Genomic DNA, 19,484 nt, shown 5'->3' with positions numbered 1-19,484 from the left:
ATTGTCCTTTAACCCCTTTGATCCTACGATCCGTTTGAGATTTCAAACGCTCTTTGGACAGGGTGTTGCAGCGCAGGTGGTTCGAATCGAGCACTGTTGATGCGCCACGCCCGGTCTCTGATTTCCCTGACGGCAGCCTTGCGAGGCGCCTTTCTACAATCATAATTTTGCTCCGCGCAGGCCGCGGTGCTGTTAAGGAAAGCCGACATGCAGCTTAAAGACACCCTGTTGTTCCGCCAGCAAGCCTTCATTGATGGCGCTTGGGTCGATGCGGACAACGGTCAGACGATCAAGGTCAACAACCCGGCCACCGGCGAAATCCTCGGCACCGTGCCGAAGATGGGCGCAGCTGAAACCCGCCGCGCGATCGAAGCCGCTGACAAAGCGCTGCCGGCCTGGCGTGCACTGACCGCCAAGGAGCGTGCAGGCAAGCTGCGTCGCTGGTTCGAACTGATGATCGAGAACCAGGACGACCTCGCGCGCCTGATGACCCTCGAGCAGGGCAAGCCGCTGGCCGAAGCCAAGGGCGAAATCGTTTACGCCGCTTCGTTCATCGAGTGGTTCGCCGAAGAAGCCAAGCGCATCTATGGTGACGTGATTCCGGGCCACCAGCCGGACAAGCGCCTGATCGTGATCAAGCAACCGATCGGCGTCACCGCCGCCATCACCCCGTGGAACTTCCCGGCCGCGATGATCACCCGTAAGGCCGGCCCGGCACTGGCCGCCGGTTGCACCATGGTGCTCAAGCCGGCGTCGCAAACCCCGTTCTCCGCGTTCGCTCTGGCTGAACTGGCCCAGCGTGCCGGCATTCCAAAAGGCGTGTTCAGCGTGGTCTCCGGCAGCGCCGGCGATATCGGCAGCGAGCTGACCAGCAACCCGATCGTGCGCAAACTGTCCTTCACCGGCTCGACTGAAATCGGTCGTCAGCTGATGTCGGAATGCGCCAAGGACATCAAGAAAGTCTCGCTGGAACTGGGCGGTAACGCGCCGTTCATCGTGTTCGACGACGCGGACCTGGATAAGGCCGTCGAAGGCGCGATCATTTCCAAGTACCGCAACAACGGCCAGACCTGCGTCTGCGCCAACCGTCTGTACATTCAGGATTCGGTGTACGACGCGTTCGCCGAGAAGCTGAAAGTCGCAGTCGCCAAGCTGAAGATCGGCAACGGTCTGGAAGACGGCACCACCACTGGTCCGCTGATCGACGAAAAAGCCGTGGCCAAGGTGCAAGAGCACATTGCTGACGCCGTAGCCAAAGGCGCCACGGTGCTGGCCGGTGGCAAGCCGATGCAAGGCAACTTCTTCGAGCCGACCATCCTGACCAACGTGCCGAAAGACGCTGCCGTGGCCAAGGAAGAAACCTTCGGCCCGTTGGCGCCGCTGTTCCGCTTCAAAGACGAAGCCGAAGTGATCGCGATGTCCAACGACACCGAGTTCGGTCTGGCTTCCTACTTTTACGCTCGCGACCTGGGTCGTGTGTTCCGTGTGGCTGAAGCGCTGGAATACGGCATGGTCGGCGTCAACACCGGGCTGATCTCCAACGAAGTCGCGCCATTCGGCGGCATCAAGGCCTCGGGCCTGGGCCGTGAAGGCTCCAAGTACGGCATCGAAGATTACCTGGAAATCAAATACCTCTGCCTGGGCATCTAAGCCGAGAAAGGGATCGCTGCAAACGCAAAGGGCACGAGAGCGCTGTCCCTTTGCGTCGTTTCAAACCGGAATTTTCTCTGCGGCCAGGAACGCCGTGGCAGTCGATCATCGCATGCTGCCACCGTCGATTTCTCCCGCTTAATCCTTGAACCACGCCGCCCGATGAGCGGCGAATGAGGACTGTAATGAGCAAGACTAACGCTGAACTGATGGCCCGCCGTACCGCAGCTGTTCCACGTGGTGTTGGCCAGATTCACCCGATCTTCGCTGAGTCGGCGAAGAACGCGACCGTGACTGACGTTGAAGGTCGTGAGTTCATCGACTTCGCCGGCGGTATCGCTGTACTGAACACCGGCCACGTGCACCCGAAAATCATCGCTGCGGTGACCGAACAGCTGAACAAGCTGACTCACACCTGCTTCCAGGTACTGGCCTACGAGCCGTACGTTGAGCTGTGCGAAAAGATCAACGCCAAGGTGCCAGGTGATTTCGCCAAGAAAACCCTGCTGGTGACCACCGGTTCCGAAGCGGTGGAAAACGCCGTGAAAATCGCCCGTGCCGCCACTGGCCGTGCCGGCGTGATCGCCTTCACCGGCGCCTACCACGGTCGCACCATGATGACCCTGGGCCTGACCGGTAAAGTCGTGCCTTACTCGGCCGGCATGGGCCTGATGCCAGGCGGCATCTTCCGCGCGCTGTACCCGAACGAACTGCATGGCGTGAGCATCGACGACTCGATCGCTTCCATCGAGCGCATCTTCAAGAACGACGCCGAGCCGAAAGACATCGCTGCGATCATCATCGAGCCTGTGCAGGGCGAAGGTGGTTTCTACGTCGCGCCGAAAGAATTCATGAAGCGTCTGCGCGCGCTGTGCGACCAGCACGGCATCCTGCTGATCGCTGACGAAGTACAGACGGGCGCTGGCCGTACCGGCACTTTCTTCGCCATGGAACAGATGGGCGTTGCGGCCGACCTGACCACTTTCGCCAAATCCATCGCCGGCGGTTTCCCGCTGGCCGGTGTCTGCGGCAAGGCCGAATACATGGACGCCATTGCCCCAGGCGGTCTGGGCGGCACCTACGCCGGTAGTCCGATTGCTTGCGCCGCGGCCCTGGCCGTGATGGAAGTGTTCGAAGAAGAGCACCTGCTGGACCGCTGCAAGGCAGTCGGCGAACGTCTGGTTACCGGCCTGAAGGCCATCCAGGCCAAATACCCGGTGATCGGCGAAGTGCGTGCCCTGGGCGCGATGATCGCGGTCGAGCTGTTCGAAAACGGCGACAGCCACAAGCCAAACCCGACGGCTGTTGCGGCTGTCGTGGCCAAGGCGCGTGACAAGGGCCTGATCCTGCTGTCCTGCGGCACCTACGGCAACGTTCTGCGCGTCCTGGTACCGCTGACTTCGCCGGACGAGCAACTGGACAAAGGTCTGGCGATCATCGAAGAGTGCTTCTCGGAGCTTTAAGCCCTGGCACTGTGTGATCAGCTCGACAAAAAACCCGCTTCGGCGGGTTTTTTTACGCCCCTGAAACAGATCTATCGCTTTTGCACTGTATCGAATGGCCAGCATTGGCTAAGGTTCAGGCATTGCAAGGGAGAGCGCGCATGACTGCCGTTGATTTACCCGCCGTACCCCGAGTGCTGATTGCCGAGGCCGATCCGTGGTCCCGGGACCTGCTTAAACAAGTGCTGCTCAACGTCCGTTGTGATGCACGGCTGGACCTGTGTGCCGACGGCCAGCAAGCCATTTCATTGCTCAGCGAGGTGCCGTACGACCTGGCGATCGTCGATTGGGAGTTGCCCGGTGTCGACGGTTTGAACGTGTTGCGCAGCGTGCGCCAGCGCAAACGCAATCCGCCGTTGCCGTTCATTCTGATGAGCAGCCGCAACGACAGCGCCAGTGTGCGCGAAGCGTTACCGCTGGCCCCCACGGCCTACCTGACCAAACCCCTGAACATGGAAAGCCTGACCGAGCGTCTGCAGGGCTTGCTGCTCAATGCCGGGGAAGAAGTGTTCTGTGAAGTGCCCGTCCTGGCGCCGGGCATGACCTTGTCGGTGTTCCTCGAGCGCCGCCGCGAGCAGGCCGATGGCGCGCCATTGATGACGGATGTGCAGGTGGCAGTCAAACGCAGCCTGAACCCGAACGGCCTCGATCTGAAGTTGCTGGAAGAAGAGATCAAAACCGATCCGCAGATCACCGCAGTGTTGATTGCGGCGGCCAACAGCGCGGCGCAGCACTATGGCGCGCCCGTGCAGACCCTGGCGCAAGCGCTGCATAGGCTGGGTACCGGGCAGAGCATGAACCTGATTCTCGGCCTGGCGCTCAAGCGCAGCGCCAGACTCAGTGATCCGTGTCTGGCCGATTACGCCGAGCGTTATTGGGGGCTGTCGCTGCACACGGCTGAATACGCTCGCACGCTGGCGCGCCTGCTCGACCTGGATCAGGAGCGCTGCTATTGCGCAGGCATGTTGCATCGCCTCGGCGATCTGGCGTTGTTGCGTTGTTTGCAGGAGTGGAAGCAGGCCGGCGGCGAACTGGATGAGTGGACGGAGGTGGGCGACGCGCTCGAGGCGTTTGGCGCGGCTTACGGTTCGGCGTTGCGCACCCGCTGGCGCTTGCCGCTGGAGCTGCGTGAGTTGATTGCGTCGGCCTACCAGCTCGGTGGCGGGGTTTACTCCCGTGAGGCGCTGGTGATGAACATGGCCGCGCAGATGGCCCGCCTGACCGAACATGAGGGCGTCGAGGAACTGGCCAAGAGTCGTACGGCGCGGTTGCTGAAGATCGGGCTGCCGGAGTTGATGCGGATGCGTAAATAACCTGGCTTACTGCCAATCGCTGTGGGCGCGTGCTGGCCGGCGATGGCGTCGGCGCAGACAACATCTTTGCTGGATGCGCTGGCCAGCCCGCTCCCACAGGTTTTTTGGTGAATTCAAACAGCGGCTATGCAGAGATGATGCGGTTCTTGCCCTGGCGCTTGGCTTCGTACATCGCCGCATCCGCCCGGGCGAAGAGGCTGTCGAGGCTGTCGTCGTTCTCCGTGAGACTGGTCAGGCCCTGACTGACGGTGATGCCGAAGCTCTGACCGTCATGGCTGAAGCTCAAGCGCTGAATTTCCTGTTGCAGACGCTGGGCCACTTGCATGGCCATGTCCGGCGCACAGCCCGGAAATACTGCCGCAAACTCTTCTCCACCAATCCGTCCGAACAGATCCCCCCGACGTAACGACCCTCGCCCGCACTCGGCAATGCGTTGCAATACGTTGTCGCCTTCAGGGTGGCCGTAGGTATCGTTGATCACTTTGAAGTCATCAATATCCAGCAACAGAAACCCCATCTGCGAGCCTTGCAGGCGTGCCGCGCTGAATTCGCGGTTGGCGCATTCGAAGAAATGGCGGCGGTTGCTGCTTTGGGTCAGCACGTCGGTGGTGGCCAGGCGTTGCAGCTCGGTTTCCATCTGCTTCTTGTCGGTGATGTCCTCGGCGATGCCGACGATGATCACCGGTTGCCCGGGTTCGTCCTGACGGTTGATAAAGCATTTGTCGCTGAGCCAGCGCACCGAGCCGTCGGCCGCAATGATCCGGTACTCGCGATCTTCCACGGCGCCTTTGTGCAGGACTTCGGCGAGGCTGCGTTCGGCGTATTCCAGATCGTCGGGATAGATGCTGTCGCGCCACTGGTTGTAGTCGGCCAGCAGCAAACCGGCCGAGCGGCCGAAAATCCGTTCATAGGCGGGACTGACGTACAGCACCTGTCGGGTTTCCCAGTTGAAGGCCCAGAGCACGGCGTTGACGCTTACCAGCAGCGAGCTGAACAGCTGTTCGCGTTCGCTCAGCCGGGCGACTTCGCCTTGGGCGTGCATCAACGCCATCAGGGTTTGCGCGGCCTCGGGCCATTGCGGGAAGGATGAGTCTTTTTGGTTGTTGTTGACCATCGGCACAGATCTCAAAGGGCGTGCCGCATTTCGACAGCGGCCACAGTACAGCCCGCCGGGGTGGCGAAGTGTCTTTGAGATAGGGCTTTTGGTGCTAAGTTCCGCGCATTTGTGGCGAGGGAGGTTGCTCCCGCCGGGCGGTCGTGGCGACGCGTTTCATCAATGAGAACGCGTCGTCAGGTTTTCGCTCGTTTCGCTACCGATCAGGGATGAATCCCCTCGCCACAGGGGATCATTCACCAAAATCAGACCGCTGCAGGGCGCAACGAGTAGGTTTTCAACTGGTCGGCAAATTCGCGCAGGGACTGAATGCCGCTGGCCTCGGCCTCGTGAATCCAGTCCTTGATGGCGGCGAGCATGTCGTGGCCATTTGCGCTGGTCTTGACCCAGATCTGCTGCAGGGCCAGACGTTTTTCGTAAATTACCTTCAGCGCCTGGCTGTGCTCGAGCATGTTCTGGATGCGCAAGTGATGACGCTCTTCCAGCAGACTGGTTTCCCGCGACAGCAAGCGTTTGGCGCGGTGGAACTGGTGGCGTACCGAATGATCGACCTTGGCCAGCTCCTGCTTGACCAGCGGACCGATCACCAACTTGCGGTACTGGGCCATGATCTGGAAGCGGTTGTTGAGGATCGCCATGGCGGTGTCCATGTCCAGATTGCCCTTGCCTTCGACCCGGTGGGCGATCGGTGCCACACGCTGGACCTTGGCCAGACGCAGGAAGCAGAAGACCTTGATCCACGCCCAGCCGAGGTCGAACTCCCACTTCTTCACCGACAGCTTGGCCGAGTTAGGGTAGGTGTGATGGTTATTGTGCAGCTCTTCGCCGCCGATCAGGATGCCCCACGGCACCAGATTGGTCGCCGCGTCACGGCATTCGAAGTTGCGGTAGCCGATGGCATGGCCCAGGCCATTGACCACACCGGCGGCCCATACCGGGATCCACATCATCTGGATCGCCCAGATGGTGATGCCGATGGTGCCGAACAGCAGCAGGTCGATGACGCCCATGATCGCCACGCCCAACAGCGGGTAGCGGCTGTAGAGGTTGCGTTCGATCCAGTCTTCGGGGCAGTTCTTGCCGTAGATGCGCAGGGTCTCCGGATTCTCGGCTTCGGCGCGATACAGTTCGGCGCCTTTGCGCAGTACGGTGGACAACCCCTTGACGACCGGACTGTGCGGGTCGTCTTCGGTTTCGCATTTGGCGTGGTGTTTACGGTGGATGGCCGTCCACTCGCGGGTGTTCTGCGCCGTGGTCAGCCACAGCCAGAAGCGGAAAAAGTGTTTCAGGCCGGCATGCAGCTCAAGCGAGCGATGGGCCGAATATCGGTGCAGATAGACCGTGACGGCAACAATCGTCACGTGGGTCATCAGCAGGGTGACTGCGACCAGTGACCAGGCCGACAAGCCAAGAAAACCTTCGTACCACATAGGCTATAGGGCCCTCGATAAAGATAAAAACAGCCGTTGCATTATCACCAAGCACACAGATAAAACCAGTCGCCCTTTTAGATAAGAGTCGCTGGATGTTTCTTGACCTATAATTCCAACCTTTTTTGTAGGGACATGGATAGCCGAATGCCTGCCATTTATCGCGATGCTTTGCGTGCAGCGCTGCTCTATCTCGTGCTTGCCGTCCTCTGGCTGCTGGGCACTGATCATTTATTAAACAGTTTCTTCGATAACGCCGTCGATCTTGCCCATTGGCAACTGATCAACGGTTACGTCTTTGCGGCAGTCAGTGCCGGGCTGATTTTTCTGGCGAGGGCGCGTTTGTGCGAGTTTCTCGGTATCGGTGCGCGCTTGCGTGAACGCCATGCCGATCGCGAGCGCCTGCGGCAGGCGGCGGCCGTATTCGACTGCACGCGCGAAGGCGTGTTGGTCACTGATCGCCAGGGCCTGATCGTGCACGTCAACCGGGCGTTCATCGAGATCACCGGATATCAGCGCGAAGAAGTCATCGGTCAGCAGCCCAGTCTGTTCAAGTCCGGTCATCATCCGCCGGGCTTCTATCAGGCGATGTTCGCCACGCTGGAGGCCAAAGGCGAGTGGAGTGGCGAGATCTGGAACCGTCGTAAAAGCGGCGAGATTTATCCACAGTGGCAAACCATCCGCGTCATTCATGATGACCAGAGCCGGCTCAGCCATTACGTCGCGGTGTTTTCCGACATCAGTGCGATCAAGGATTCCGAGCACGAACTCAAACACCTCGCGCACCACGATCCGCTCACGGATCTGCCCAACCGTCTGCTGTTCAGCGACCGTGCCGAGCAGGCGCTGGCGTCGGCGCAGGCGCACAAGCGCGGTTGCGCGTTGCTGATGCTCGATCTGGATCATTTCAAGATGATCAATGACAGCCTCGGCCATAACGTCGGCGATCGCTTGCTCAAAGCGGTGTCGGCGCGCTTGCAGGCGCTGTTCGGCCCCGGCATCACCCTGGCGCGACTGGGGGGCGACGAATTCGCCGTGCTGGTGGAAAGTTGTCCACAACCGGGGCAGGCGGCGGCATTGGCCCAACGTATTCTCGACGCGCTCAAGGAGCCGTTTCGCCTTGAAAGCCACGAGTTGTTCATCAACATCAGCATCGGCATCAGCCTGTTTCCCAGCGATGCGTTGAGCGCCGACCAATTGTTGCGCAACGCCGATGCCGCGTTGTTCAAGGCCAAGAGCAGCGGCCGCAACGGTTATGCCCTGTATACCGAAGAACTCACCGCCCACGCCCAGCAACGGGTCGAAATCGCGTTCGAGTTGCGCCGCGCCCTGGAGCAGCAGGAGTTGCGGGTTTACTACCAGCCGGTGCATGACCTGAAAACCGGTCGCCTGATCGGCGTCGAAGCGCTGGTGCGCTGGCAGCATCCGCAGCGTGGCCTGGTGTCGCCGGCGGAGTTCATTCCGATTGCCGAACGCACCGGCCTGATCGCCGAAATCGACGACTGGGTGATGCAGCAGGCGTGCCGGCAGATGTGCGAGTGGCAGCAGGCGGGCGTGGTGTTGTCGTTTGTCGCGGTGAACGTGTCGTCGCGGCTGTTTGCCCGTCGCGAGTTGTATCAACAGGTGGCGCAAGTGCTGCACGACACCGGGCTGAATCCGGCTTGTCTGGAGCTGGAAGTCACCGAAAGTGCGGTGATGGACGACCCGGAAGTCGCGCTGGAACAGATGCACCGTTTGCGTGAGCTGGGCATTCGCCTGGCCATTGATGACTTTGGCACTGGCTATTCGTCGCTGTTGCGGCTCAAACGTTTGCCGGTGCAGAAGTTGAAGATTGATCAGGGTTTCGTCGCCGGTCTGCCGTGGGACGAGGACGATGCGGCGATTGCCCGGGTGATCATCGCGCTGGCTCGCAGCATGGGGATGCAAGTGCATGCCGAGGGCATCGAGCAGGTCGAGCAGGCGGCGTTTCTGCTGGCGCAGGAGTGTGACCTGGGCCAGGGCTACTGGTTTGGGCGGCCGGTGCCGGCGGCGGAGATTGATTGGGCGCGCGCGCCTGTTATCGGTTGAATCCGATCTTGTGGCGGGGGAGGAGCTTGCTCCCGCCCGAGCACGAAGCGCTCGGTTTTTTGGGTCTGCTGCGCAGCCCGGCGCGAGCAAGCTCCCTCGCCACAGGGGTTGCGGTGTTCTTGAGTACCGGGAAAGCGCGCAAACCCTTGTCCCGTCAGATAATGTTTTTCAGTTATATAAACATTCTTAAATAGTCTTTTTAAGAATATCTGCGCCTCTCTTATATTGCTCCCACGCCGAACGCAGTGCCGCCCACTGCCAGGCATATCCCATTCAAAGGAGCAGCACCATGAGCGCATCCCTTCGCAGCGTTGACGGTCAGGACGAAACCACCATCTTGCGTGAAATCCAGAGCGCCCTGCGCGATCTGCGGTTCGGCGCGGTGGAGATCACTGTGCACAACGCCCAGGTCGTGCAGATCGAGCGCAAAGAGAAATTCCGCTTGCAGCAACCCGGTAAACAACCGGGCTGATTTGAAGAGCCAAGGATCGCAGCCTGCGGCAGCGCCTGCCGGGGATTGTGCGCAGACGCTGCCGAAGGCTGCGATCTTTTGAACCGGCACCACGCTTTCCGAAATACATAAGAAAAAGCCACCACCGAGAATTCCAGGAGCTTTCACCATGTCGTCGATTCGCCGTTACGCTTTGGCCGCCCTGGCCAGCGCTGTGTTTGCCGGTTCCGCCGTTGCCAAGGATTACGAACTGCTCAACGTGTCGTATGACCCGACGCGCGAGCTGTATCAGGACTACAACGCTGAATTCATCAAGTTCTGGCAGAAGGACCATGCCGGCGACACCGTTAAAATCCAGCAATCCCACGGCGGTTCGGGCAAGCAGGGCCGTGCGGTGATCGATGGTCTGCGCGCCGACGTTGTGACCCTGGCCTTGGCCGGCGACATCGACGAAATCGCCAAGCTCGGCAAGTCCTTGCCGGCCGACTGGCAGAAGCGTCTGCCGGACGCCAGCACCCCGTACACCTCGACCATCGTGTTCCTGGTGCGCAAGGGCAACCCGAAGGGCATCAAGGACTGGGGCGACCTGATCAAGAGCGACGTCTCGGTGATCACCCCGAACCCGAAAACCTCCGGCGGTGCGCGCTGGAACTTCCTCGCCGCGTGGGCCTACGGCCTGAAAGCCAACGGCGGCAGTGAAGAAAAAGCCAAAGAGTACGTACAGACCCTGTTCAAGCACGTGCCCATACTCGATACCGGTGCTCGCGGTTCGACCATCACTTTTGTCAACAACGGTCAGGGTGACGTGTTGCTGGCCTGGGAAAACGAAGCGTTCCTGGCGCTGAAAGAAGACGGCGGCGCGGACAAGTTCGACATCGTCGTGCCGTCGCTGTCGATTCTCGCCGAACCGCCGGTGGCGGTGGTCGACAAGAACGCCGAGAAGAAAGGCAACGAGCAGATCGCCGAAGCCTATTTGAAACACCTGTACAGCCCGGCCGGTCAGGAGATCGCCGCGAAAAACTTCTACCGTCCGCGTGACAAGGACGTGGCGGCGAAGTACGCCCAGCAGTTCCCGAAACTGGAACTGGTGACCATCGACAAGGACTTCGGCGGCTGGAAAACCGCGCAACCGAAATTCTTCAATGACGGTGGCGTGTTCGACCAGATCTATCAGGCGCAGTAATCTGACCCACAATGAGCCTGATGCTCAGGCACGAAACCATGTGGGAGCGGGCTTTTGTGGCGAGGGGATTCATCCCCGTCGGGCTACGCAGTAGCCCCGAAATCGGCAAATGCGGGAAACCAGGCACACCGCATGCGATGGTTTTGGGGCAGCTACGCTGCCCATCGGGGATAAATCCCCTCGCCACAGAGCCCGCTCCCACATTGATGCGTTTTTAACCAAGGACTTTTATGTCGCGTCGTATCTCCCCCGTCATACCCGGCTTCGGGCTGACGCTGGGTTACACCTTGGTGTACCTCAGCCTGATTGTGCTCATCCCGCTGGCGGCGATGTTCGTCCACGCCGCCCAACTCACCTGGGATCAGTTCTGGACGATCATCTCCGCCCCGCGCGTGCTGGCCGCTCTGAAGCTGAGCTTCGGCACCGCCCTGTGTGCGGCGATCATCAACGGCATCATCGGTACGCTGCTGGCCTGGGTGCTGGTGCGCTACACCTTCCCGGGGCGCAAGGTGATCGACGCGATGATCGACCTGCCGTTCGCCCTGCCGACGGCCGTGGCCGGTATCGCCCTGACTGCGTTGTACACCCCGACCGGACTGGTCGGGCAGTTCGCCGCTGACCTCGGTTTCAAGATCGCCTACACGCCGCTGGGCATCACCCTCGCGCTGACCTTCGTGACCCTGCCGTTCGTGGTGCGCACGGTGCAGCCGGTGCTCGCCGATATTCCCCGTGAAGTCGAAGAAGCTGCTGCCTGCCTCGGCGCGAAACCGCTGCAAGTGTTCCGTCACATCCTCCTGCCAGCGCTGTTGCCCGCCTGGCTGACCGGTTTTGCCCTGGCCTTCGCCCGTGGTGTCGGCGAGTACGGTTCGGTGATTTTCATTGCCGGTAACATGCCGATGAAAACCGAGATCCTGCCACTGCTGATCATGGTCAAGCTCGACCAATACGATTACACCGGCGCCACCTCCATCGGCGTGCTGATGCTGGTGGTTTCCTTCGTCCTGTTGCTGCTGATCAACTTGCTGCAGCGGCGCATCGAAACCCCATAAGGAGGCGCGAACCATGTCCCAATCGTCTATTGTGGCCGCGTCCTCGGCCAACGCTGCGCGCCGTGGCAGTGCCACTTCGCGCAGAATCCTGATCGGTCTAGGCTGGCTGATCTTTTTCCTGTTTCTGGTGTTGCCGCTGTTCATCGTGGTGTCGCAGGGTCTGAAGAACGGCCTCGGCGCATTCTTCACCGCGATCTTTGAACCGGACGCCTTGTCGGCGCTGAAACTCACGGTGATCGCCGTTCTGATTTCGGTGCCGCTGAACCTGGTGTTCGGCGTCAGTGCCGCGTGGTGCGTGAGCAAATATTCTTTCCGTGGCAAGAGCATGCTGGTGACGCTGATCGACCTGCCGTTCTCGGTATCGCCGGTGATCGCCGGTCTGGTCTACGTGTTGATGTTCGGCGCTCAGGGCCTGTTCGGGCCGTGGCTGCAGGATCACGACATCCAGATCGTGTTCGCCCTGCCGGGCATCGTGCTGGCGACGATCTTCGTCACCGTGCCGTTCGTGGCCCGTGAGCTGATCCCGCTGATGCAGGAACAAGGCACTCAGGAAGAGGAGGCTGCGCGGCTGCTCGGCGCCAACGGCTGGCAAATGTTCTGGCATGTCACCGTGCCCAACATCAAATGGGGCCTGATCTATGGCGTGGTTCTGTGTACCGCGCGGGCCATGGGTGAGTTCGGTGCGGTGTCGGTGGTCTCCGGGCACATTCGCGGGGTGACCAACACCTTGCCGCTGCACGTCGAGATCCTCTACAACGAATACAACCACGTGGCCGCGTTCGCCGTGGCGAGCCTGTTGCTGATCCTGGCGCTCTTCATCCTGCTGCTCAAGCAGTGGAGCGAAAACCGTATCAACCGCCTGCGCGCCAGCGCCGCGGAGGAATAATTCATGTCGATCGAAGTGCGTAACGTCAGCAAGAATTTCAACGCGTTCAAGGCGCTGGACAACATCAGCCTGGACATCCACAGCGGTGAGCTGGTCGCGCTGCTCGGTCCGTCGGGCTGCGGCAAGACCACGCTGCTGCGGATCATCGCCGGCCTGGAAACCCCGGATCAGGGCAACATCGTCTTTCACGGTGAAGACGTCTCTGGCCACGACGTGCGTGATCGCAACGTCGGTTTCGTGTTCCAGCACTACGCTTTGTTCCGCCACATGACGGTGTTCGACAACGTCGCGTTCGGCCTGCGCATGAAACCGAAAAACCAGCGCCCGAGCGAAAGCCAGATCGCGACCAAGGTCCACGAGCTGCTGAACATGGTGCAACTCGACTGGTTGGCGGATCGCTACCCGGAGCAACTGTCCGGTGGTCAGCGTCAACGTATCGCCCTGGCTCGTGCCTTGGCGGTGGAGCCGAAAGTGTTGTTGCTGGATGAACCGTTCGGCGCCCTCGACGCCAAGGTGCGCAAAGAGCTGCGCCGCTGGCTCGCGCGTTTGCACGAAGACATCAACCTCACTTCGGTTTTCGTGACCCACGATCAGGAAGAAGCGATGGAAGTCGCCGACCGTATCGTGGTGATGAACAAGGGCGTGATCGAGCAGATCGGCTCACCGGGTGACGTTTACGAAAACCCGGCCAGCGACTTCGTTTATCACTTCCTCGGCGATTCGAACCGCTTGCTGCTCAGCGACGACAACCACGTGCTGTTCCGCCCGCACGAAGTGTCGTTGTCCAAACATGAGCTGGAAGATCACCATGCCGCTGAAGTGCGCGATATCCGCCCGTTGGGCGCGACCACGCGGGTGACGTTGAAGGTGGAAGGGCAGACGGATCTGATCGAGGCCGAAGTGGTGAAAGACCATGACAGCCTGATCGGCCTGGCCAAGGGTGAAACCCTGTTCTTCAAACCGAAGGTCTGGCAGAAAGTCGCCAACCTCTAAGATCAAAAGCTTCGCGAGCAAGCTCGCTCCCACAGGGAACTCGGTCGGACATGAAGTTTGTGTTCAGCACCCGTCCACTGTGGGAGCGAGCTTGCTCGCGAAAGGGATCTACACAGCCGCACGATTCGGATTGACCCGCACCACCCCCGCCCGCGCTTCGATCTGCTCTTTCAATTCATGCCGCATCCCAAGCATGAACGCCAGTTCGGCGACGACAAACAACGGCCCGACAATCAGCCCGCTGACGTCATCGACAAACGCCGGTTTGCGCCCTTCATAGTGATGGCCGACAAACTGGATCACCCAGCCGATCACAAACATCGCCAGCCCGCTGCTGAGCCAGACCATGGTGCTCTGCTGCGCCAGCGCGTGTCCGGCCCAGACCGACAGGCCCATCAACAGCGTCATCAGAGCGCCAAGCTTCAGTTCCAGGCGCAGGTAGAACCACGCCGAAGCCAGTGCCAGCAGCACCGCCGGCGATAGCCACAAGCCGCCCAGTGACCACGCCGGTCGCGACAACAGCACCGCCACCGCCACCACAATCAGCGGAATGCCGATAAAGTGGCTGGCGATGTTGCGTGGGTCACGGTGGTACGCGGCGTATTGACTCAGATGATCGACGAGGCTTTTCATTGTTGTTCCTCCTGTAGGGTGAGCGCAGCATGCCCCGGGTTCGGCGTTCGCTCTGTCAGGCAGGCGACAATTGGGAGTGATCATGGATAAGCGTTCACAGTTGATGACCGGGCAATGGTTCAGTCATCTGCCGGCATCCTTTCAGGATAGTCTGCTGGCGGCAGCCCGGGAGCGGCGGCTGACGGCGGGGCAGCGCCTGTTCCAGCGCGGCGATGCGCCGTGCGGGTTGTACGCGGTGCTCGACGGCGCGATCCGCATCGGCGCGGTCAGCGAGCAGGGCAAGGAGGCGTTGCTGAGCCTGGTGGAAGCGCCGCACTGGTTCGGCGAAATCTGCCTGTTCGACGGTCAGCCGCGCACCCATGATGCTTACGCCGTCGGGCCGTGCATCCTGGTGAACATTCCACAGACCACTTTGCTGAAAATTCTCGACGAGCACCCGCTGTACTGGCGGCATCTGGCGCTGCTGATGAGCCAGAAATTGCGCCTGACCTTCATTAACCTCGAACAGCTGAGCCTGCTCCCGGCTCCGGCGCGTCTGGCCCATCGTCTGCTGCTGATCGCCGAAGGCTACGGCGAACTCGACCCGCCCCGGCGGATGCTGCAACTGCCGCAGGAACAACTGGCGTCGATGCTGTCGCTGTCACGGCAGACCACCAACCAGATCCTTAAGGATTTGCAGGCTCAGGGGATTATCGGACTGGGTTACGGCGAGATCGAGATCCTCGATGCCGCGCGATTGCGGGCACTGGCCACACTCTAAAATCTGGCACCGATCCATTGTAGGAGTGAGCCTGCTCGCGATAGCGTTGTCAGCCAACACATCATGGACTGATACACCGTTATCGCGAGCAGGCTCACTTCTAAAGGGGCAACGTGCGTGGCTTATGAACCGCGATAGGTCGAGAAACCATACGGGCTGAGCAGCAACGGGATGTGGTAGTGCTGGTCAGTCTGCTTAACCTGGAAAATCACCGGAATCTCTGGGAAAAACGTCTCGCGTTTGGCCTTTTCGAAATACTCGCCAGTCTTGAACACCACCCGGTACTCGCCCGCCTCGAAAGGCTGTTTGGCCGGGAACAGTTCGGCGATGCGCCCCTGTTCGTTGGTGGTGCCCTGAGCCAGCGGCTGCCAGTTCTGGCCGACGTGTTTTTCCAGGGTCACGTTGATGCCTGGGGACGGCAGGCCGTTTTCCAGATTGAGCACGTGCACGCTCAGTGGATTGCCGGCGGCCAGCGCCAGGCTGGAAACGGCGCTCAGGCCGAGTGCGGCGAAGGTCATGCGCAGGGTGGTCATGGTCAGACTCCTTATTGGGAACGGGTGAGGGTCAGGCCGGCCTGTTCGGCGGCCTTGATGGCACAGCTTTCGTCTTGCTCACCGCCACCGGAACCGGCGACGCCCATGGCGCCGACCAGTTCACTGCCGGCAAATAACGGGATGCCGCCGCCGAGCAACAGCAGCTCGTCGAGAGTGTTGAGGTTGGCGGTGTCCGGGTTGCTGCGGGCGCGCTCGGCGAACAGCCGGGTCGGGGTTTTCGTCGACAGCGCGGTGTACGCCTTACGCTGGCTGGCGGCGGTGTTGTGCGGGCCGATGCCATCGCCGCGCAAGGTCACCAGCAGGTTGCCGCCACGGTCGAGCACCGACACCGTGCCTGTGCAGTTACTCATTGCCGTATCGGCCAGCAGGCGTGCGGTTTTCAGATCAAGGTCGGCGTGACGCGGCAGGTCAGGGCCAGCGAAGGCGCTGGCGCTCAGGCCGATGGCGAGGCTCGCGGCAAGGTATTTGAAGGTCATGAGCAGGCTCCGAAAGCGAAGGACCTCACCTTAGCCGCCGGTCTTCGTCAGAACCCCGTCAGTCGGATTACAAGTTTGTAATGGGCAATCGCGCCGAAGGCGCCTAGCCTGTGTGCCTGATCAATCGAGGTGTGCCATGCGTTTGCTGGTCGTAGAAGATGAAGCCAAAACCGCGAATTTCCTGGCCAAAGGCCTGGGTGAATCGGGTTTTGCTGTGGACGTGGCACTCAATGGCCTCGACGGGCGCTACTTCATCGAGCAGCAGGAGTACGACCTGATCATCCTCGACGTGATGCTGCCGGGCCTCAATGGCTGGCAACTGCTGCAACTTATCCGCCAGCGCGGCGCCACGCCGGTGTTGTTCCTCACCGCCAAGGATGCCATCGAAGACCGCGTGCGCGGCCTTGAACTGGGCGCCGACGATTACTTGCTCAAGCCCTTCGCGTTCGCCGAATTGCTCGCGCGGGTGCGCACGCTGCTGCGACGCGGGCCGATGCGCGAGGCCGAGTCCTACAGCATCGCCGACCTCGAAATTGATGTGCTGCGCCGCCGGGTCAGTCGCGGCGGCCAGCGCATTGCCCTGACCAACAAGGAATTTGCCCTGCTGCAACTGCTCGCCAGCCATCAGGGCGAGGTGCTGTCACGCACACTGATCGCCTCGCAGGTGTGGAACCTGAATTTCGACAGCGACACCAACATGGTCGAAGTCGCGGTGCGTCGCTTGCGGGCCAAGGTCGATGACCCGTACATGCCGAAACTGATCCACACCGTGCGCGGCGTCGGCTATCAGCTGGAAGCGCCCGACGATGCGCGCTAGGTCGATCGCCTGGCGGCTGGCGCTGGCGTTCGCTGTGGTCTGCGCGTTGGTGCTCAGTGCGATTGGCGTGTTTCTCTACCGCTCGCTGGCGTCGGAGATCGCTTACCGCGATGACCTGGCCTTGCTCGGTCGACTCGAGCAGGTGCGCGCGTTGCTCGCGGACAGCGACAGCCTCGACGCCTTGCAGGCGCGGCCGCGGCTCTATCAAAACATGCTCGGTAACCTCGACAGCCTGTTGCTGGTGCGGCGCGCCGACGGATCGAGCGTGATCGGCATCAACCCTCGGCAGCGCGCATTGCCGCCGCTCAAGGCGATCCCCCGCGAGCAGACGCCGCAGCGCCGCGACGTGCTGACCTGGCAGGCACCGGACGGTGCCGAACTGGCGCTGTTGTCCGGTGAAGCCCGAGGGCCGAACGGCGAACCGCTGACAGTGATCGCCGGCAAGGTGCTCAATGAGCGCGAGCAGATGCTCGGCCGTTATCGCATGCGTCTGTATCTGGCAGTCGGGCTCGGCGCATTGCTGGCGTTCGCGTTGGGCCTGGTGTTGCTGCGCCGTGGCCTGCAACCGTTGCGCCAATTGAGCGAAGCGGTGCGCGGAATCGACCTGCGCAGCCTCGATCAACGGTTGTCCGCGAGCGGTACGCCGGCCGAGCTGCTCGAACCGGTGCAGGCGCTCAACGGCATGCTCGCGCGGCTGGACGACAGCGTGCAGCGGCTGTCGCAGTTTTCCGCCGACCTCGCGCACGAAATCCGCACGCCACTGCACACCTTGCTGGCGAGCAACGGGCAAGCGCTGAATCACCCGCGCAGCACGGCGGAGTATCAGGAGTTGCTGGCGTCGAACATGGAAGAGTTCGAACGCCTCAAGCGCATGGCCGAAAATCTGATGTTCCTCGCTCGCGCCGAGCAGGCGGAGCGGGCGCTCGACTTGCAGACGCTGGATCTGCATAGCCTCGGCGGCGAGCTGTGCGATTACTTTGAAGCCTTGGCCGATGATCGTCAGTTGCGCCTGGAAAACCAGCTGCACGGCGAACTGTTCGCCGACCAGCAATTGTTGCAGCGCGCCCTCGGTAATCTGCTGGCCAACGCGGTGCGCCACGCCGATACAGGCACGCTGATCAGCCTGCGGCGCTGCGATGAGCCGGGCGTATGCTGGTTGCAGGTGCATAACCACGGCCCGGCCATTGCGCCGCAGCATCTGGGCAAATTGTTTGATCGCTTTTATCGCGTCGATCCGTCACGGGCGGAGCCGGGGGATTCGGGTGGGCTGGGGCTGGCGATCGTGCAGTCGATCATGCAGTTGCATGGCGGGCGGGTGCGGGTGAGCAGTGATGCCACCGGCACAGTGTTTGAGTTGGGCTTTGAGTTGATCTGACAGGCCTCTTCGCGAGCAAGCTCGCTCCCACAGGGTTTGGGGTGTACAAAAAGCTGTGTCACACCTTGATCACTGTGGGAGCGAGCTTGCTCGCGAAGAGGCCAGTCGATTCACCCCACATTTCGGATCAATCAGCGCAACTGATCACGAAACTGCCCCGGCGTCATCCCCGTCCAGCGCTTGAACGCCCGGCTGAAACTGCTGGTGTCGGCAAACCCCAACAGATAACTCACTTCACTCAACGAACACTGTGGATCGCGCAGGTGCAGCAGCGCGAGATTCTCGCGGCTCTCGTTAAGCAGCGTGTCGAAGCGACAGCCTTCATCCGCCAGATGCCGTTGCAGGCTGCGCAGGCTCAGGTGCAAGGCCTGGGCGATGCGTTCGGCGCCGGGTTCGCCTTCGGGCAGTTGTTCTTCGATGGCGTCGCGCACCTTGCGCTCCCAGGTCAGCGGCTTGAGCTGGGCCAGGGTGCGCTCGAGTACCGCTTCGTTGTGTTCGGCCAGTTCCGGGTTGGCATCGTCGAGGTGGCTGTCGAAGTCGGCGAGGGCGAACTCCAGGCGATCCTCGGCGCAGGAGAAGTGCACCGGGGCGCGGAACACCTTGTGCCACCGGTGCGCGTCGACCGGTTCCGGACGGCGCAGATACACCGCAAGCGGTGCGTAGTCGCGGCCCAGGCGATTGCGGCAGGTGCGCACGTAAATCGCGGCAAACGCATCAATGGCTTCGAAGGCCGGCGCCGGATTGCCTGACGGAATCTTCAGACGGAACAGATAACGCTCGTCGCTGCGGCTCAGTTCCAGCTCCAGTGCATCGCTGACCACCGGGTGATAACGCACGATGCGCTCGAATACCTCGCGCAGGCTGCCGCTGGCCACCAGCGCATAACCGAGCGCATGAAAGGTGGTCGGGCTGACGAAGCGCGACACCCGCAGACCAATCGCCGGATCGCCGCTGGCCTGCACCGCCAGCTCCCACAGGCGCGTGGTGCCGGACAGCGGATAACGCGCATTCGGGTCGTCCATCAGTTGCGGATCGAGGCCGGCCTGCTGGCACAGGGCAATGCTGTCCAGGCCCAGCGCATCGAGTTGCTTGCGCAGGGCACGGGTCCAACTGGCGAGGGAGGTCGGTTCCTTCATGCTGATTGGCGCTTCCGGTCAACAGGTTGGCGTTCTCGGCTAGCGTGTTCTGCAACCGCGCAGGGCAGGATGCGAACATCAATAACCAGAGGATG

The 19,484-nt window shown here is 61.3% G+C and carries 18 protein-coding genes; 12 read left to right on the top strand and 6 right to left on the bottom strand.

The annotated features are described in order from the left end of the window. Positions 1 to 207 precede the first annotated feature (207 nt). The 3 genes from gabD to K5Y35_RS06415 all read left to right on the top strand — a co-directional run bounded on the left by gabD (position 208) and on the right by K5Y35_RS06415 (position 4,465). Positions 208 to 1,650, top strand: a complete 1,443-nt coding sequence (gabD, locus tag K5Y35_RS06425; protein WP_123470430.1) for an NADP-dependent succinate-semialdehyde dehydrogenase — start codon at positions 208 to 210, stop codon at positions 1,648 to 1,650. A gap of 185 nt (positions 1,651 to 1,835) precedes the next feature. After that, the gene (gene gabT / locus K5Y35_RS06420) at positions 1,836 to 3,113 is read left to right on the top strand and encodes a 4-aminobutyrate--2-oxoglutarate transaminase (protein WP_123470432.1); all 1,278 of its coding nucleotides are present in this window, start codon (positions 1,836 to 1,838) and stop codon (positions 3,111 to 3,113) included. Positions 3,114 to 3,253: 140 nt separating this feature from the next. Continuing rightward, on the top strand, positions 3,254 to 4,465 hold the full coding sequence (locus tag K5Y35_RS06415) for a response regulator (RefSeq protein WP_123470434.1): 1,212 nt from the start codon (positions 3,254 to 3,256) through the stop codon (positions 4,463 to 4,465). A gap of 124 nt (positions 4,466 to 4,589) precedes the next feature. Here K5Y35_RS06415 and K5Y35_RS06410 read toward each other — a convergent pair whose 3' ends face one another. Together K5Y35_RS06410 and desA are read right to left on the bottom strand one after the other, a co-directional pair. Continuing rightward, a complete protein-coding gene (locus K5Y35_RS06410; protein ID WP_123470436.1) occupies positions 4,590 to 5,579 on the bottom strand; it encodes a GGDEF domain-containing protein in 990 nt (329 codons plus the stop codon). A gap of 245 nt (positions 5,580 to 5,824) precedes the next feature. After that, positions 5,825 to 7,009, bottom strand: a complete 1,185-nt coding sequence (gene desA / locus K5Y35_RS06405) for a delta-9 fatty acid desaturase DesA (protein ID WP_123470438.1) — start codon at positions 7,007 to 7,009, stop codon at positions 5,825 to 5,827. 147 nt (positions 7,010 to 7,156) lie between these two features. Here desA and dibA point away from each other — a divergent pair, with 147 nt between their 5' ends. The 6 genes from dibA to K5Y35_RS06375 all read left to right on the top strand — a co-directional run bounded on the left by dibA (position 7,157) and on the right by K5Y35_RS06375 (position 13,638). Then, on the top strand, positions 7,157 to 9,076 hold the full coding sequence (dibA, locus tag K5Y35_RS06400) for a phosphodiesterase DibA (RefSeq protein WP_222833916.1): 1,920 nt from the start codon (positions 7,157 to 7,159) through the stop codon (positions 9,074 to 9,076). A 289-nt stretch (positions 9,077 to 9,365) separates the two neighbouring features. Continuing rightward, the gene (oscA, locus tag K5Y35_RS06395; protein WP_034151822.1) at positions 9,366 to 9,548 is read left to right on the top strand and encodes a sulfur starvation response protein OscA; all 183 of its coding nucleotides are present in this window, start codon (positions 9,366 to 9,368) and stop codon (positions 9,546 to 9,548) included. A 148-nt stretch (positions 9,549 to 9,696) separates the two neighbouring features. Continuing rightward, positions 9,697 to 10,710, top strand: coding sequence for a sulfate ABC transporter substrate-binding protein (locus tag K5Y35_RS06390; RefSeq protein WP_222833915.1), 1,014 nt, complete (start codon positions 9,697 to 9,699; stop codon positions 10,708 to 10,710). Between the two features lie 230 nt (positions 10,711 to 10,940). Continuing rightward, positions 10,941 to 11,759 carry a sulfate ABC transporter permease subunit CysT gene (gene cysT, locus K5Y35_RS06385; RefSeq protein WP_007952818.1) on the top strand — a complete coding sequence of 273 codons (819 nt, stop codon included), beginning with the start codon at positions 10,941 to 10,943 and terminating at the stop codon, positions 11,757 to 11,759. Positions 11,760 to 11,772: 13 nt separating this feature from the next. After that, positions 11,773 to 12,645, top strand: coding sequence for a sulfate ABC transporter permease subunit CysW (gene cysW / locus K5Y35_RS06380; RefSeq protein WP_222833914.1), 873 nt, complete (start codon positions 11,773 to 11,775; stop codon positions 12,643 to 12,645). A gap of 3 nt (positions 12,646 to 12,648) precedes the next feature. Beyond that, positions 12,649 to 13,638: a sulfate/molybdate ABC transporter ATP-binding protein gene (locus K5Y35_RS06375; protein WP_123470446.1), complete on the top strand. Its 990-nt coding sequence runs from the start codon at positions 12,649 to 12,651 to the stop codon at positions 13,636 to 13,638. A gap of 108 nt (positions 13,639 to 13,746) precedes the next feature. Here K5Y35_RS06375 and K5Y35_RS06370 read toward each other — a convergent pair whose 3' ends face one another. Beyond that, positions 13,747 to 14,271, bottom strand: a complete 525-nt coding sequence (locus K5Y35_RS06370; RefSeq protein ID WP_222833913.1) for a DUF962 domain-containing protein — start codon at positions 14,269 to 14,271, stop codon at positions 13,747 to 13,749. Positions 14,272 to 14,353: 82 nt separating this feature from the next. Here K5Y35_RS06370 and K5Y35_RS06365 point away from each other — a divergent pair, with 82 nt between their 5' ends. After that, complete coding sequence (locus tag K5Y35_RS06365) at positions 14,354 to 15,031, top strand: Crp/Fnr family transcriptional regulator (RefSeq protein ID WP_222833912.1); 678 nt, start codon at positions 14,354 to 14,356, stop codon at positions 15,029 to 15,031. Between the two features lie 122 nt (positions 15,032 to 15,153). Here K5Y35_RS06365 and uraH read toward each other — a convergent pair whose 3' ends face one another. Beyond that, positions 15,154 to 15,564, bottom strand: a complete 411-nt coding sequence (gene uraH, locus K5Y35_RS06360; RefSeq protein ID WP_123470452.1) for a hydroxyisourate hydrolase — start codon at positions 15,562 to 15,564, stop codon at positions 15,154 to 15,156. 11 nt (positions 15,565 to 15,575) lie between these two features. Beyond that, positions 15,576 to 16,061 (bottom strand): GlcG/HbpS family heme-binding protein, encoded by a 486-nt coding sequence (locus tag K5Y35_RS06355; RefSeq protein ID WP_123470454.1) that lies wholly within the window; start codon positions 16,059 to 16,061, stop codon positions 15,576 to 15,578. 136 nt (positions 16,062 to 16,197) lie between these two features. Here K5Y35_RS06355 and K5Y35_RS06350 point away from each other — a divergent pair, with 136 nt between their 5' ends. Both K5Y35_RS06350 and K5Y35_RS06345 read left to right on the top strand, forming a co-directional pair. Then, positions 16,198 to 16,878, top strand: a complete 681-nt coding sequence (locus K5Y35_RS06350) for a heavy metal response regulator transcription factor (RefSeq protein ID WP_222833911.1) — start codon at positions 16,198 to 16,200, stop codon at positions 16,876 to 16,878. Beyond that, positions 16,868 to 18,253: a heavy metal sensor histidine kinase gene (locus tag K5Y35_RS06345; RefSeq protein WP_222833910.1), complete on the top strand. Its 1,386-nt coding sequence runs from the start codon at positions 16,868 to 16,870 to the stop codon at positions 18,251 to 18,253. The genes K5Y35_RS06350 and K5Y35_RS06345 overlap by 11 nt, the downstream gene beginning before the upstream one ends. A gap of 131 nt (positions 18,254 to 18,384) precedes the next feature. Here the strand turns inward: K5Y35_RS06345 and K5Y35_RS06340 are convergent, their stop codons facing one another. After that, the gene (locus K5Y35_RS06340) at positions 18,385 to 19,389 is read right to left on the bottom strand and encodes an AraC family transcriptional regulator (RefSeq protein ID WP_123470460.1); all 1,005 of its coding nucleotides are present in this window, start codon (positions 19,387 to 19,389) and stop codon (positions 18,385 to 18,387) included. Positions 19,390 to 19,484: the final 95 nt, after the last annotated feature.

The sequence above is a fragment of the Pseudomonas sp. SC3(2021) genome (genome assembly GCF_019856535.1).
In the GTDB taxonomy this organism is placed as follows: domain Bacteria; phylum Pseudomonadota; class Gammaproteobacteria; order Pseudomonadales; family Pseudomonadaceae; genus Aquipseudomonas; species Aquipseudomonas monsensis.
This window is presented reverse-complemented; position numbering and strand designations above follow the sequence as displayed.